The following is a 13,841-nucleotide window of genomic DNA, read 5'->3' as shown; positions in this document are numbered from 1 at the left end:
CATGTCAGGCCACTCCAAATGGGCGACCACCAAGCACAAAAAAGCCATCATTGATGGCAGGCGTGCAAAGTCGTTCGCAAAACTGATCAAGAACATTGAAGTTGCTGCCCGAATGGGAGGTCCGGACCTCGCCGGCAACCCCGGCTTGGAACTCGCCGTCACCAAGGCCAAGAAGACTTCGGTACCCAACGACAACATCGACCGTGCCATCAAGCGTGGTGCCGGCCTCACTGGTGAGGTAGTCGACTACACGGAAATCATGTACGAAGCACGCGGTCCGCAGGGTTCTGCCCTGCTGATTGAATGTCTGACCGACAACAAGAACCGGGCCGCTTCGGAAGTCCGCCTCGCCATTTCGCGCAACGGCGGCACCATCGCCGACCCCGGTTCGGTCAGCTACCTTTTTGCCCGGAAGGGTGTTGTGGTCCTGCCGAAGAACGGCCTCAGCGAAGACGACATCCTGATGGCTGTCCTGGAAGCTGGAGCTGAGGAAGTGAAGGACAGCGGTGAGAACTGGGAAATTCATTCCGAGCCCTCTGACCTCCAGGCCATCCGCGACGCCCTCAAGGACGCCGGCATCGACTACGAAACCGATGAAGCCGAATTTGTTCCTTCCATGCAGGTGGACCTCGATGTTGATGGTGCCAGGAAGTTCATGAAGCTCGTCGATGCGCTGGAGGACCTGGACGATGTCCAGAACGTCTACAGCAACGCGGACTTCAGCGAGGAAGTGCAGGCTGCCCTCGACGCCGACTAGGCGGGGCAGCATCCTATTTTGATATCAACCAGGAAGGCCCGGACTTGACTCTTCGCGTATTGGGAGTCGATCCGGGCCTTACCCGTTGCGGCATCGGCGTAGTGGACATCGAGCGGAACCGCAGGGCCACCATGGTGGCTGTCGGAGTGGTAGGAACCTCTGCCGACCAGACCTTGGACAAGCGCCTGCTGGTGATCGCTGAAGCGATCGATGAATGGCTGGACCGGCACGAGCCTGATGTCGTCGCCGTCGAACGCGTTTTCTCCCAGCTGAACGTCAGCACGGTGATGGGTGTCGCCCAGGCCTCCGGCGTGGTGATCGCTGCGGCCGCCCGCCGTGGCATTCCAGTGGCCCTGCACACGCCCTCTGAGGTCAAAGCCGCAGTGACCGGCAGTGGCACGGCCAACAAAGATGCCGTCACCAAGCTCGTGACCAAGATCCTGCGCCTGGACGCTCCACCCAAGCCGGCCGATGCCGCTGACGCACTGGCCCTGGCGCTGACCCACGCATGGCGGGCAGGCAACGGAATGGGCGCATCGGGTGGATCCTCCGGTGCCGGTTCGCTGACTCCGGCACAGAAGGCCTGGGCCGACGCCGAAGCCAAAGCGCGCCGCGCACGGTGATTCCCCACCGTCCTTGCTAGGGTATTCGTAGATATGTTCGGATAGTCCGCTTGGGCCGTAATCATTCAGGAGCAGGGTCTTGATCAGTTTTCTCCGTGGAACCGTAGCCCATGTGGGTTTGTCCACCGCCGTCATTGACCTCAACGGGGCAGGTATGAGCGTCTTCGCCACCCCCCAAACCCTGAGCCACCTCAAAGTCGGAACCGAAGCCAAGCTCTTCACGTCCATGATCGTCCGCGAAGATTCACTCACGTTGTTTGGCTTCGCGGATGACGACGAACGTGAAGTCTTTGACGTCCTGCTCAGCGTCAGCGGAGTGGGGCGGAGGCTGGCACTGGCCGTCCTGGCCGTCCACGAGCCTGAAGCAATCCGTGTGGCGGCGCACACCGGTGATGGCAAGACTTTCACGAAGGTCCCCGGAATTGGCCCCAAGGTGGCCGGCCGGATCGTCCTGGAACTCGCGGGCAAACTGGTTCCACATGGCACTGGCTCCGCAGCCACTGTTGCCAAGGCCGCCACCAACGCCGAGTGGAAGCCCCAGGTAGTCGCTGCGATGACCAGCCTGGGGTGGTCTGAAAAGGACGCTACGGGCAGCATCGACAAAGCCATGGCCGACTCTCCGGAACTGGTGGAAGCCGGCAACGTGGCCCAGATCCTCCGCGCTACGCTGCGGTGGCTGGGCCAGGACGGCGCACGCGCAGGCAACCGCGTAGGCAGCCGTGGCTGAGCAGTCACTCGTCAACGGGGGAGAGGAGCCGGAAGAGCGGGTCATTGAGGCTGCACTCCGCCCTAAGAACCTTCATGATTTCGTTGGCCAGCACCGCGTCCGTAAGCAACTGGCCCTGGTCCTCGAGGCCTCAAAGATGCGTGGACGCAGTGCCGACCACGTCTTGATGTCCGGCCCACCGGGCCTGGGCAAGACAACTCTGGCCATGATCATCGCGGCAGAAATGAACGCGCCATTGCGTATCAGCAGTGGTCCTGCCATCCAGCACGCCGGAGACCTCGCCGCCATCCTCTCCTCCCTGTCCGAAGGGGAGGTCCTGTTCCTGGATGAAATCCACCGGATGTCCAGGCCGGCAGAGGAAATGCTCTACATGGCCATGGAAGACTTCCGGGTGGACATTGTGGTGGGCAAGGGAGCAGGCGCTACGGCCATTCCCCTGGAGTTGCCCCCGTTTACGCTGGTGGGGGCCACCACCCGTGCCGGCCTCCTGCCGGGTCCGTTGCGTGACCGCTTCGGCTTCACAGGTCACCTCGAGTTTTACTCGGTTGCTGAACTGGAGCTTGTCCTTCGTCGATCCGCAGGCCTGCTGGATTTGAAGGTGAACTCGGCCGGGTTTACTGAAATCGCCGGTCGGTCGCGTGGTACGCCACGAATTGCCAACCGTCTCCTTCGCCGGGTCCGTGACTGGGCCCTGGTTCACGGCATCGACCAGATTGACGCCCGGTCCGCTTCAGCAGCTTTGGACATGTATGAAGTGGACGCGCGGGGACTGGACCGGCTGGACCGTTCCGTGCTGGAAGCGCTCATCACCAAGTTCAACGGCGGTCCTGTGGGATTGTCCACCCTGGCGATTGCCGTGGGAGAGGAACCGGAAACGGTGGAGACCGTGGCCGAGCCGTTTTTGGTGCGTGAAGGACTGCTGGGACGCACGCCGCGTGGTCGTATCGCCATGGCTTCAGCGTGGACACACCTCGGTTACGCCGTACCGGCCGGAGTCTTCGGCCAGGAAGCCCTGGCCCTCTTCGGCGAGGATGAAAACCACGCCGAAAGCGTAGATACCATCGGTTAACACGCCGTGTTCAGCTTTTCCCTCTAGACTGGTATGACGCTCGGCACGTTCGAGTCCTTGATCCATGCAGCCGCCTCGCGGATCTGCCAGGGACGTTGCCGTGAACCAAAACGTAAGTACAGAACGGAACTTCCCTGTGGATCCAATGACCATATTGCTGTTCGTCATGCTTGGACTCTTTGTCTTCATGATGTTCCGCCGCAACAAGAAGACCCAGCAGCAGCAGGCTGAAATGCAGTCCAAGTTCGCTCCGGGCGTCGACGTCATGACCAGTTTCGGTCTCTTTGGCCGCATCGTCTCCATCGACGAAGCTGAGAACAAAGTTGTGATCGAACTTTCCCCGGGTAACCAGGCCACGGTTCACCGCCAGGCCGTCACCAAGGTAGTCGAAGCGCCCGCTGAGGAAGCCCCGGTTGTCCCGGACGACGCTTCTTCCCTGACTACCGCAGATGCTGAAGCTCCTGCCGCAGTTGAGACGCCCGAAGAAACCATTGCGCGCCTCAACAAAGAGGACAAGAAGGACAACTAGGATCGTCAGGCGCGGCACCCCCGCGCAAGGCAACTTCTACGGCAGCTGAGAGCCGCCGGCAGACGCTCACAAGCGTTGGCCGGCGGCTGTCCGGCGATAACAGGAAGATCGATAATGGCACGGACCGGCCCCAAAAATTCAGCCCGCAGGGTGCTGACCTGGCTTGGAGCAATATTCGTTGTACTCACCGCTGTCCTGGGTGGCGGAGTTTTGACTGGTAATGCCAGCTGGGCACCCAAGCTTGCCTTGGACCTCGAGGGCGGTACCCAGATGATCCTGGCGCCCAGGGTTGATGGATCCAGCGAGATCAACGAAGAGCAGCTCAACCAGGCAGTTGCCATCATCCGCCAGCGAGTTGATGGCTCGGGCGTTGCTGAAGCAGAGATCAGCACCCAGTCCGGCCGCAATGTGGTGGTCAGCCTCCCGGGTACACCTTCCAAGGAAACCCGCGACTTGATCCAGGCTTCGGCCGACATGAACTTCCGGCCTGTCATTACCTATGGCGATCCCGCGGCCGTCCCGGTGGAATCGCGCACACCGGATGACCAGCTGAACAAGCCGACGGCGGAACCGGCCAACGCGAGTGATGTCAACTGGATCACCCCCGAAGTCCAGAAGGAATTTGAAGCACTTGACTGCGTCAATCCTTCGACTGAAAGGCGTGAACGCTCCGATCCGGCCAAGCCCCTTGTGACCTGCGAAGCTGCCACGGCCAAGACGCCGGCCCTCAAGTACATCCTTGGACCGGTAGAAGTCCGGGGCCAGGACATCAGCGATTCCACTTTCTCCCAGGTGCAGGGTGCACAGGGTTCGGTCACCAACTCCTGGGGTGTGAACATCGTCTTCAACGGGGATGCCACCGAGAAGTTCAAGGCCGTCACCGAGCGGCTCAACCAGTACTATGTGGCGGCCCAGGCGCAAGGAACTGAAGATCCAAAGTCCCAGTTCGCCATTGTCCTGGACGACAAAGTCATTTCCGCGCCGCGATCCCTGGCAGTAATCACCGACGGACGCCCGCAGATCACGGGAGACTTCACGCAGGCTACCGCCAAAGCGCTGTCCGACCAGCTCCGCTACGGTGCCCTGCCCATCAGCTTCGAGATCCAGTCACAGGAGCAGATTTCGGCCACCCTGGGTGGCGACCAGCTCCGACTCGGGTTGTTGGCCGGCATGATCGGCTTGCTGCTGGTGGTGGTCTATTCCCTCTTCCAATACAGGGCCCTTGGCCTTGTTACCATCGCCTCCTTGGTGGTGGCCGGCGTCTTGACCTATCTGGCCATCGCGATCCTCGGCTGGACCGAGAACTATCGGCTATCCCTCGCCGGCGTGGCTGGTTTGATCGTGGCCATCGGCCAGACCGCTGACTCTTTCATCGTCTACTTCGAGCGCATCCGCGATGAACTGCGCGAAGGCCGCGGACTGGTATCCGCCGTCGAAAACGGCTGGAAGCGGGCCAAGCGGACTGTCCTTGCCTCCAAGGCAGTCAACCTCCTTGCTGCCTTGGTGCTCTACTTCGTGGCTGTCGGCAACGTGCGCGGCTTCGCCTTCACTTTGGGTCTTACAGCCCTTGCCGACCTCTTGGTGGTGTTCATGTTTACCCACCCCATGCTGCAGGTCCTGGCGCGCACCAAGTTCTTCGGGGAAGGTCACCGATTCTCGGGCCTTTCCCCGGACCGTCTTGGCGCAGTTCCCCTGTACCGTGGCGCGGGACGGCTCCGTACACCCGATGAGAAGCCCACCGCTGTTCGTGCGCGGAACACCGGTGCTGTGGCAGAAGCCGAACGCCGCATGACCATCGCCGAACGGCGCCTTGCCGAGAAGGGCCAGTTGACTGGTTCCTCCAAGGCAACCAAGGAGGAGAAGTAATGACTACGAGCTTCGCAACCTTCGGCCATGAGCTGTACACGGGCAAGCGCTCGTACAACTTCGTCAATTCGAAGAAGATCTGGTTCATCATTGCTGCCGTCGCGGTGGCCCTGTCCATCCTCATTCCGGTGGCCAAGGGTGGTTTCAACCTTGGCATCGAATTCCGGGGAGGCTCGGAGTTCACCGTCTCCAACGTGAGCACCACGGACGCCGCCCTTGGCGAAAAAGCTGTGCACGACGTCGTACCCGGCGCCATCCCGCGCGTGGCAAACGTCGCGGGCAACACCATGCGGATCCAAACGGACCAACTCACTGATGACGAGACCAACCGCATCAAGGATGGCCTTACCAGCGCCTATGGCGTCACCGAGAATGAAGTGACGTCCAACTTCGTGGGTCCCACCTGGGGGCAGGATGTCACCAGGCAGGCGCTCATCGGCCTGGTGGTCTTCGTTGGTTTGGCGGCCGTCCTGATGGCGCTGTACTTCAGAACCTGGAAAATGTCGTTGTCGGCCCTCGTGGGCATGCTTGTCACGATGTTCACCACAGCGGGTGTCTACGCCTTGAGCGACTTCGAGGTGACGCCGTCGGCCATCATCGGCTTCCTGACGGTCCTGAGCTACTCGCTCTACGACACCGTGGTGGTCTTCGACAAGATCCGCGAGAACACGGCCGATATTTCCACTTCCACCCGCCGTACGTTCGGCGAAGAGGTCAACCTGGCCGTCAACCAAACACTGGTCCGCTCCATCAACACCATGATGGTGGCCGTGCTCCCGGTGGCAGCTATCCTCTTCATCGGCGCCGGTCTGCTGGGGGCGGGCACGCTGCGGGACCTCTCACTGGCGTTGTTCGTCGGTATCCTCATCGGTACGGCAGCCACCATCTTCATCGCCGCGCCCCTGTACGCCTGGCTGCGCCAAGGTGAACCGGAACTCGTAAAGCAGGCCAAGAAGGTAGCCCACCGCCGGGCCGACGTCACCGTCTAGGCCCGTCGCAACGCCTCTGTTTGACCAAAGAGCCGGCCCCCGCACTTATGCGGAGACCGGCTCTTTGACTTGCCCGTCCTGTGCGTCATGTGCTGCCCATTTGCAGAAGCATTCACCTACGGGAATAGACTTAGAGAATTATTCGGTTGTGAGGGGTACTTCTGTGGAAGAACGTGCGACGTCGGCACCACCGGCGGGCGGGGAAGACGGCCACAATGCTGTGGCGGTTCCAGCGACAAGCATGGCTGGACGGACTGCGGGAGCTGTTCCGGTGGATACCCCTGGCGCGCGTCCAACCTTCCCGGGGCGTCGGGAGCGTACACGTTCCCGTTTGGCCCGTCTGACCGGCCGTGGTGTGGCTCCTTACTCTCCGATCCTCGAACCTCTGCTGCGGACAGTACGGGCCAACAACCCCAAAGAAGACTTTGACCTGATCCAGCGGGCCTTCACCATTGCAGAGCGAAGCCACCAGGGCCAGAAGCGCAAGAGTGGTGATCCCTACATCACCCATCCGGTGGCAGTGGCCACCATCCTGGCTGAACTCGGCATGACGGGCACCACTCTGGCGGCCGCGTTGCTTCACGACACCGTGGAGGACACCCCCTACACACTGGCTGACCTGACGAGGGATTTTGGTCCCGAGGTTGCCATGCTGGTGGATGGCGTGACCAAGCTGGACAAGGTCAGCTTTGGCGAAGCCGCGCAATCAGAGACCGTCCGCAAGATGGTTGTGGCCATGGCCAAGGACATTCGGGTCCTGATGATCAAGTTGGCCGACCGCCTGCACAACGCCCGTACGTGGCGCTTTGTCTCCGCTGAGTCTTCTTCCCGCAAGGCTCGTGAAACGCTGGAGATCTTTGCCCCGCTGGCTCACCGCCTGGGCATGAACACCATCAAGTGGGAGCTCGAAGACCTGTCCTTCGCTGCCTTGTACCCCAAGGTGTACGAGGAAATCGTGCGCATGGTGGGGGACCGTACGCCGGAGCGCGAGAAGAGCCTCAGTGTCATCCGCAACCAGATAGCAGATGATCTGCGCACGGCCAGGATCAAGGCGACCATCACTGGGCGTCCCAAGCACTACTACTCGATCTACCAGAAGATGATCGTCCGGGATAAGGACTTCGACGACATCAACGACCTCATGGGCGTGCGCGTCCTGGTGGACTCGGTCCGGGACTGTTACGCAGCCTTGGGTACCCTGCATTCGCGATGGAACCCCCTTCCGGGGCGGTTCAAGGACTACATCGCCATGCCCAAGTTCAACATGTACCAGTCGCTGCACACCACGGTGATCGGCCCGGGCGGCAAGCCCGTGGAGATCCAAATCAGAACCCATGAGATGCATCGCCGGGCCGAGTACGGTGTGGCAGCGCACTGGAAGTACAAGGACCAGCCAAACCGCACGGCGCAGGGCCCCGGAAGCCCGCGCGACGGGGACATGGGCTGGTTGAGATCCTTGGTGGACTGGCAGCAGGAAACGTCGGACCCCGGCGAGTTCCTGGACTCCCTGCGTTATGAGATTAATGCACGCGAAGTTTTCGTCTTCACCCCCAAGGGTGAGGTCATGGCTCTGCCTGCGGGATCGACTCCGGTCGATTTTGCCTACGCCGTCCACACTGAGGTGGGCCACAGGACTATCGGTGCGCGCGTCAACGGCAAGCTGGTACCGCTCAACAGCGAGCTGAACCATGGCGACTGGGTGGAGATCTTCACGTCCAAGGCCGAGGGAGCCGGTCCCAGCCAGGACTGGCAACACTTCGTCAAGTCGGCACGCGCACGGAACAAGATCCGCCAGTGGTTCACCAAGGAACGCCGCGAAGAGGCAATCGATCGCGGCAAGGACATGCTGACGCGGGCCATGCGGAAGCAGAACCTGCCGTTGCAGCGCCTGATGACGCACGATGCCTTGTCTGCGGTGGCCGAGGACTTCCACTACGTTGATATCTCCGGGCTCTACGCAGGCGTCGGGGATGGACATACCTCCGCCCAATCCGTGATGGAAAAGCTGGTCGAGCACCTGGGAGGCCACGAGACTCCGGATGAAGACCTCGAGGAAGTCAGCATTCCGACGCAGGTTGCCAAGTCCAAATTCTCGGACTCCGGAGTCATCGTCCGCGGTGTGGGAGACGTCTGGGTCAAACTGGCCCGTTGTTGCACACCCGTTCCGCCGGACCCCATCCTGGGATTCGTCACGCGCGGCTCGGGCGTCTCCGTCCACAGGACCGATTGCACCAACGTTTCGGGGCTCCGGGACCAGCCGGACAGAATCGTGGAAGTGGAATGGGCTCCCACGCAGTCGAGCGTCTTCCTGGTGGAAATCCAAGTGGAGGCGTTGGACCGCAAGTCCCTGCTGTCCGACGTGACGCGGATTCTGTCCGAGAACCACGTGAACATCCTCGCTGCCTCCGTCCACACCTCGAGCGACAGGGTTGCCATCTCAAAGTTCGCTTTCGAAATGGGCGACCCCAAGTACTTGCACCACGTCCTGAATGCCGTACGCCGCATTGATGGCGTCTTTGATGTCTACCGCACCACGGGTAACAGGCGGCGCAGCTAGCCGGCAGCAAGGTGTGCAAGGGTGGCCAGCGCACGCCGCTTGTGGGGAACGCGCGGCGCTGCCTCCACGGCCAGCGTGAGGAGTCTCAACCGGATTCCCAGGTCCTCCTTGGCCAGGAGGCGCCTCAGGGCAGGCAAAGCGCGGTCACTTTCCACGTGCAAGGCGATGTCCGCTGCGGTGCGGAGCGGGCTGCTCACCAGCATCCCGCCCAGACTCACTACGTCCATCTGGCCCAGCCGCACCTCATGGAGGCTGCAGGCGGTGCTTCCGCGCAGACTTGAAATGCGGTGCTTCGCATCAACCAGGAGCGACAGGCGCTCCGGGGGGTTTGCGCAGCCGTAGATCCACGCGGCCGTGAGGCGGCCGGCAACTACTTTGGTCCGGATCCGTTCCGGAACTGTGAGGGCTGCTGCGCGGGCCCGGAGGCGATGGGTAATTGCAGTGCCCGGCGAGGCATAACTCTTCCCGTACAGGGGCAGCAGGATGCCGTCGAAGGCCATGCTCTGGAGTTCGTTCCACGTGAAGATCCGGTGGGGGGAGTACAGCTCTGGGATGGCCGGCTCCGATAAGTGCGGGGCGGCGACAGCGGGGTCCATCCACTGATCATTCCTCGGAGCCGCCGAAGCAGTACAGGCTCCGTTCCGGTTATGTGGATAACCGGAACGGAGCCTGCGGTACCGCTCAGAAAAGAGTGCTAGGCGAGATCGCTTGCAGATCGCTGAATCTGGTCCAGCCACGCCTGGCGGGCCTCCAAAGCCTCGCGGGCAGTCTTGATCCGGCGCTGGTCGCCTGCCTTTTCAGCCTTCTCAAGGTCATCCTTAAGACCGGCGATGGCAGCTTCGAGTTGCGAGAGGGCGCTGTTGGTGCGTGCCTTGGTCTCCGGGTTGCTCCGGCGCCACTTCTCTTCTTCGGCTTCCTTGACGGCGTCTTCAACCTTGCGGAGGCCGGCCTCGATGCGTCCCATGTCCCCACGGGGAACCTTGCCGGCATCTTCCCAGCGGTCCCTGATGGACTGGAGGGCCTTCTTGGCTGCGTTGAGGTCCTTGATGGGAAGCAGGGCCTGCGCTTCGACTACGAGCTGCTCCTTGACCACCAGGTTGGCGGTGTACTCCTGGTCGATCTGGTCGTTGGCTGCCTGGCGGTTGCTGAAGAAGACGTCCTGTGCGGCACGGAACCGGCCCCACAGTGCGTCGTCATCCTTGCGGCTCGCCCGGGGGGTGGCTTTCCACTGGTCCATCAGCCTGCGGTATTCACCGGCGGCGAATCCCCAATCAGTGGAAGAGGAGAGGGCTTCGGCCTCGGCGATCAGCGCTTCCTTGGCAGACTTTGCCGCTGAATTGTTGCTGTCAAGTTGCGAGAAGTAGGCGCGGCGGTGACGGTCAAAGACCGTGCGGGCCGAGCGGAACCGCTTCCACAATGCGTCCTCGTTGCTCCGACCCAAACGTACGCCGCTCTTCTGCGCCGATTTCCAAGTCTCAAACAACTCGTTCATGCGGGCGCTGGAGGTCTTCCACTGAATCTGGGCAGGATCCTGCCCGGCAATGGACTCGGCTTCGGACACGATTGCTTCGCGGGCAGCGAGTTCGCCGGCACGCACGGCTTCGTGTGCTGCCTTCTCTGATTTTTCCAGCTCCACGATCTGGGTGGAAAGGGCATCCAGACGTGCTTCCGCCGACCGGATATCGCCCACCATAGTGCGCTCTGCAAGCTGTTCGCGCAGATGAGTGACAGTCTTTTGCATGTCCGTGGCCGGAGCCTTGGATTCCACACGGTGTTCCAACAGGACAACCTGGGCAATAATGTCGTCGAACTTCCGGGCGAAGTAGCCCAGGGCTTCGTCGGGACTGACACCCGGGTACTGGCCGACGGCGATCTCCTCACCATCAAGGGTCAGGAACACGTGGCCATCACCTTCGGCGCGGCCCCACTTGGCTGCCTCGGCAAGCGACGCGGCAGACACGGCCGGGGCAGCGGGAACGACGGCGGCGGGAGCTTTGGGGCGGGCCGCAAGCGCTGCAGGTGTCGGGGCTGCTGACGGGGCAGGTCGCGGTGCGGCCGGCTCACTGGCGGCTGCTTCGGCCTCGGGCGTCGCTGCAGGTGACGGTTTGTCCCCGGCTGCTGCCTCGGTCCCGGCGGCCGCCTCATCAACAGGCGCTGGTTCTTGTGCAGCTGCCGGCGCGACGGAGGTTTCCGCAGGGTCGGGGCTGGTCGCCTCGACTGCTTCTTCTTCGTTGGCCACTACTGCTGTTTCGTCGGATTTCTGACTGTCTGTCACCGCTAAAAGTCTTTCGCTTGGAGGGACTGCTCAGGTAATGCACCCCGGGCCGGGGCCTGGAGCTGGTTACTTCAGAGAAAACGAGTCTATCGTGACAGGTGCCACAGGGGCGCCGTCACTGGTGCTTTCGCCGGTTTTGAGGCCTGCGGCGGCGATGTTGGTGACCACGTCCAACCCGCTGGTTACCTTGCCCACCACGGTGTACCCGCCGGCCGTGTCAGCAGGAATGGTGGTGTCCTTATAGACGATGAAGAACTGGTGCCCGTTGCCGTAGGCGTTGTTCCCGCTGCGGGCCACGGCAATTGTCCCTGCCGGGTACTTGTTGTCTGCGGGCGTGTTTTCCAGCGGCCCCCATCGGTAGTTGGGGTCGTCCGCGCCGTCTTCGGACGGGGCGCCACACTGAAGCAGCCCGAAGGTTTCCGAGGTGGTCAGGCGGTGGCAGAACTTCCCGTTGTAGTAGCTGGACTCGCTCAGCGACTTGAGGACTGCGGCGGCCTGGGGTGCCGCAGTGCCGTTCAGTTCGATGCCGATCGAGCCGCTGTTCAGCGCCAGCTCGCCGGTGAAGGTTTTACCCGCTGCGGTATCAGGGCTGGGAACGTCGGGACTGTTCGATGCCGGCGCAGACGGGGATGCAGAAGCAGACGGAGAACTAAGACCGGCTTCCGCAGCAGCGAACTCAGCCTCGGTGGGGTTGGAGCTGAAGGCAGTCAGTTGAAGTACGACGGCGAGGATCACTGCCGCTGTACCCGCGCCGATGGCGATGGTGTTGTCGCGTTTGCGCCGCTTGCCCTGTTCCTGCCGCAGGGCACGCTTGGCTTCCATCTGCCTGATGCGCCGTTTCGCTTCGCGGTCATCCCGCGACCTTGTTGCCAAGAGTCCTCCTGATTGTGTGCACTTTCCGGGGCCGCCGACAGGAACCCGGGCATGCTGCATTAGATGTGCACGCGCCGAAAGCATAAACTGGCTGCCGCACATAGTTTATGCATGACCGGCTGGACGCCCGCTCTGTAAACGCCGTACAGGTGTTTTAAAGCTGCGGGTCGTGTACCAGCGTCAGCTTTCTTCGAGGAGACATTTCCACCATGGCACGTACCGCCTCCCTGTCCGGATTCCCCGAGTGGCTTCCCCAGGAGCGGTTGGTGGAGCTCCACGTGCTGGATACGCTCCGCAAGACGTTCGAGTTGCACGGGTTTTCGTCCATCGAGACCAGGGCGGTGGAAACGGTGGGGCAGCTGCTCCGCAAAGGCGAGATCGACAAAGAGGTTTACGGGCTGAGCCGTCTCCAGGATGACGAGGGTGAGGCGGCGAAGTCAGACAAAGCGGATCCCAACGCCTTGGCACTGCACTTCGACCTGACTGTTCCCTTCGCCCGCTACGTGGTGGAGAACGCCGGATACCTGGCGTTCCCCTTCCGCCGCTACCAAATCCAGAAAGTATGGCGTGGCGAGAGGCCGCAGGAAGGCCGCGCCCGTGAGTTCACCCAGGCGGATATCGATGTGGTGGGCGACGGCGAGCTTCCGTTCCGCTACGACGTCGAGATTGCCCTGGTCATTGCCGAGGCACTGAGCGCCTTGCCGATTCCGGATTTCCGGCTCCGGATCAACAACCGGAAGCTGGCCGAGGGTTTCTATCGCGGCATTGGCCTGACGGACACTGCTGGAGTCCTGCGCAGCATCGACAAACTGGAAAAGATCGGCGCTGAGAAGGTTACTGAGCTGTTGAAGAGCGAGCTCGGTGCCACGGACGAGCAAGCCGGACTGGCCCTAAAACTGGCAAGTATCCGCACTGAAGACACCTCCTTCGTCCAACAGGTGCGCGCCTTGGGTGTCACCGATGAGCTCCTGGAGGAAGGGCTTAACGAGTTGGAGCAGGTCATCCAGGCGGCCGTTCAGCGTGCTCCGGGCAAGGTGGTCGCCGATTTGAGCATCGCCCGCGGCTTGGATTACTACACCGGAACTGTCGTCGAAACCGTGTTGGTGGGTCACGAGCAACTCGGTTCCATTTGCTCCGGTGGCCGCTATGATGCCCTGGCCAGCAAGGGCAACCGCAAGTTCCCCGGCGTCGGTCTTTCCATCGGTGTGACGCGGCTCGTGTCGCGCATCCTTAGCCAGGAACTGGCGACGGCCTCGCGCTCGGTCCCCACCGCGGTCCTGGTTGCCTTGAACACGGACGACAGCTGGTCCGCTGCGCAGGATATCGCTGCACAACTGCGGGGGAGGGGCATCGCAACCGAAGTTGCTGCGAAGGCCGAGAAATTCGGCAAGCAGATCAAGTTCGCCGACCGGCGCGGTATCCCGTTCGTGTGGTTCACCGACGACGACGGCAAGCACCAAGTCAAGGACATCCGCACCGGCGAGCAGGTTGACGCGGACCCCGCAGAATGGACGCCGTCGGAAGAGGACTTGTACGTCCGCGTCACCACCGCCTGATACAGGCATCGCTTGTTCCG

At 62.0% G+C, this 13,841-nt stretch carries 12 protein-coding genes; 9 read left to right on the top strand and 3 right to left on the bottom strand.

Going from position 1 to position 13,841, the window contains the following annotated elements:
* Window position 1 precedes the first annotated feature (1 nt).
* The 8 genes from ACIQLI_RS09115 to ACIQLI_RS09080 all read left to right on the top strand — a co-directional run bounded on the left by ACIQLI_RS09115 (window position 2) and on the right by ACIQLI_RS09080 (window position 9,117).
* Window positions 2-757 carry a YebC/PmpR family DNA-binding transcriptional regulator gene (locus ACIQLI_RS09115; RefSeq protein WP_354227005.1) on the top strand — a complete coding sequence of 252 codons (756 nt, stop codon included), beginning with the start codon at window positions 2-4 and terminating at the stop codon, window positions 755-757.
* A gap of 44 nt (window positions 758-801) precedes the next feature.
* Entirely contained in the window at window positions 802-1,380 is a 579-nt protein-coding gene (gene ruvC, locus ACIQLI_RS09110) for a crossover junction endodeoxyribonuclease RuvC (RefSeq protein ID WP_354227003.1), read from the top strand.
* A gap of 79 nt (window positions 1,381-1,459) precedes the next feature.
* Window positions 1,460-2,107, top strand: a complete 648-nt coding sequence (gene ruvA / locus ACIQLI_RS09105; protein WP_400387357.1) for a Holliday junction branch migration protein RuvA — start codon at window positions 1,460-1,462, stop codon at window positions 2,105-2,107.
* Window positions 2,100-3,176, top strand: a complete 1,077-nt coding sequence (gene ruvB / locus ACIQLI_RS09100) for a Holliday junction branch migration DNA helicase RuvB (protein ID WP_354226999.1) — start codon at window positions 2,100-2,102, stop codon at window positions 3,174-3,176. The genes ruvA and ruvB overlap by 8 nt, the downstream gene beginning before the upstream one ends.
* Before the next feature lie 145 nt (window positions 3,177-3,321).
* On the top strand, window positions 3,322-3,705 hold the full coding sequence (gene yajC, locus ACIQLI_RS09095) for a preprotein translocase subunit YajC (protein WP_311213071.1): 384 nt from the start codon (window positions 3,322-3,324) through the stop codon (window positions 3,703-3,705).
* 114 nt (window positions 3,706-3,819) lie between these two features.
* Complete coding sequence (gene secD / locus ACIQLI_RS09090; protein ID WP_354226996.1) at window positions 3,820-5,571, top strand: protein translocase subunit SecD; 1,752 nt, start codon at window positions 3,820-3,822, stop codon at window positions 5,569-5,571.
* On the top strand, window positions 5,571-6,560 hold the full coding sequence (secF, locus tag ACIQLI_RS09085; protein WP_354226994.1) for a protein translocase subunit SecF: 990 nt from the start codon (window positions 5,571-5,573) through the stop codon (window positions 6,558-6,560). Before secD ends, secF begins: the two co-directional genes overlap by 1 nt.
* Before the next feature lie 163 nt (window positions 6,561-6,723).
* The gene (locus ACIQLI_RS09080; RefSeq protein ID WP_354226992.1) at window positions 6,724-9,117 is read left to right on the top strand and encodes a bifunctional (p)ppGpp synthetase/guanosine-3',5'-bis(diphosphate) 3'-pyrophosphohydrolase; all 2,394 of its coding nucleotides are present in this window, start codon (window positions 6,724-6,726) and stop codon (window positions 9,115-9,117) included.
* On the opposite strand, the gene ACIQLI_RS09075 is transcribed toward ACIQLI_RS09080, so the two are convergent.
* The 3 genes from ACIQLI_RS09075 to ACIQLI_RS09065 all read right to left on the bottom strand — a co-directional run bounded on the left by ACIQLI_RS09075 (window position 9,114) and on the right by ACIQLI_RS09065 (window position 12,265).
* Complete coding sequence (locus ACIQLI_RS09075) at window positions 9,114-9,713, bottom strand: hypothetical protein (RefSeq protein ID WP_400387353.1); 600 nt, start codon at window positions 9,711-9,713, stop codon at window positions 9,114-9,116. The two genes, ACIQLI_RS09080 and ACIQLI_RS09075, sit on opposite strands and share 4 nt — an antisense overlap.
* Window positions 9,714-9,811: 98 nt before the next feature.
* Entirely contained in the window at window positions 9,812-11,392 is a 1,581-nt protein-coding gene (locus tag ACIQLI_RS09070) for a DUF349 domain-containing protein (RefSeq protein ID WP_354226988.1), read from the bottom strand.
* 66 nt (window positions 11,393-11,458) lie between these two features.
* The gene (locus tag ACIQLI_RS09065) at window positions 11,459-12,265 is read right to left on the bottom strand and encodes a peptidylprolyl isomerase (protein WP_400387351.1); all 807 of its coding nucleotides are present in this window, start codon (window positions 12,263-12,265) and stop codon (window positions 11,459-11,461) included.
* 209 nt (window positions 12,266-12,474) lie between these two features.
* Between ACIQLI_RS09065 and hisS the strand changes: the two genes are divergently transcribed.
* Complete coding sequence (gene hisS / locus ACIQLI_RS09060; protein ID WP_400387349.1) at window positions 12,475-13,821, top strand: histidine--tRNA ligase; 1,347 nt, start codon at window positions 12,475-12,477, stop codon at window positions 13,819-13,821.
* Window positions 13,822-13,841: the final 20 nt, after the last annotated feature.

Origin of the sequence: Paenarthrobacter sp. NPDC091669 (assembly GCF_044756725.1) — a bacterium.
Taxonomy (GTDB): domain Bacteria; phylum Actinomycetota; class Actinomycetes; order Actinomycetales; family Micrococcaceae; genus Arthrobacter; species Arthrobacter bambusae_C.
Note: the sequence above shows the minus strand (reverse complement) of the source record. Positions and strands in the feature narration are given on the sequence as shown.

Coding starts and splice junctions, on each gene's coding strand:
- secF (WP_354226994.1), top strand. CDS start 5,571: ATGACTACGAGCTTCGCAACCTTCGGCCATGAGCTGTACACGGGCAAG.
- hisS (WP_400387349.1), top strand. CDS start 12,475: ATGGCACGTACCGCCTCCCTGTCCGGATTCCCCGAGTGGCTTCCCCAG.
- ACIQLI_RS09075 (WP_400387353.1), bottom strand. CDS start 9,713: ATGGACCCCGCTGTCGCCGCCCCGCACTTATCGGAGCCGGCCATCCCA.
- yajC (WP_311213071.1), top strand. CDS start 3,322: ATGACCATATTGCTGTTCGTCATGCTTGGACTCTTTGTCTTCATGATG.
- secD (WP_354226996.1), top strand. CDS start 3,820: ATGGCACGGACCGGCCCCAAAAATTCAGCCCGCAGGGTGCTGACCTGG.
- ACIQLI_RS09115 (WP_354227005.1), top strand. CDS start 2: ATGTCAGGCCACTCCAAATGGGCGACCACCAAGCACAAAAAAGCCATC.